Origin of the sequence: Pseudomonas sp. 51_B, from assembly GCF_017491595.1 — a bacterium.
GTDB classification, from domain to species: Bacteria; Pseudomonadota; Gammaproteobacteria; order Pseudomonadales; family Pseudomonadaceae; genus Aquipseudomonas; species Aquipseudomonas promysalinigenes.
The window spans coordinates 1-455 of record NZ_JAFGYW010000360.1; the positions used below are offsets into that span (position 1 = coordinate 1).

The 455-nt window shown below is 60.9% G+C and carries 1 pseudogene; it reads right to left on the minus strand.

From position 1 onward, the window contains the following. Positions 1–272: pseudogene (gene pcaR, locus J5M56_RS25235) on the minus strand (pca regulon transcriptional regulator PcaR); the annotation flags it as partial. Positions 273–455: the final 183 nt, after the last annotated feature.

Here is a 455-nt window from a genome sequence, read left to right on the forward strand (position 1 = left end):
GAATAGGTGCGGCCGTCGGTGGTGGCGTAGCCGAGCTTGATCAGCGTGTGCAGGCAACGGCGCACGGCGGCGCGAGGGATTTCAGTGCGATGACTTATCTGCGCGATGGTCAGGTGGCGTTTGCGTTCCTGAAACGCCTGCACCACGGCCAGACCACGGGCCAGGGACGTCATGGAATCCGGATCACCGGTCAGCGCCTGAATGCGCTTGGCCGGCGAGGCGACAATGGGCGGCGCCACCGAGGTGAAGGAGTTGCGCATTTGATCGTTCATTTCTTGTCCTTGTCCGGCACGCATCGATGCCTAGTCAAACGGCTCGCCGCGCGATGCACAAGCACCGGGGCGCCAACATTGGGCGATCATCGAACCGCTGACCGATAATCGCAATCCAGACTCCCGCCCTCCTCTTCATCCTTGAGTCAGCTTTAGCGATTCTGCTCGCCACTTAGTTGTTCT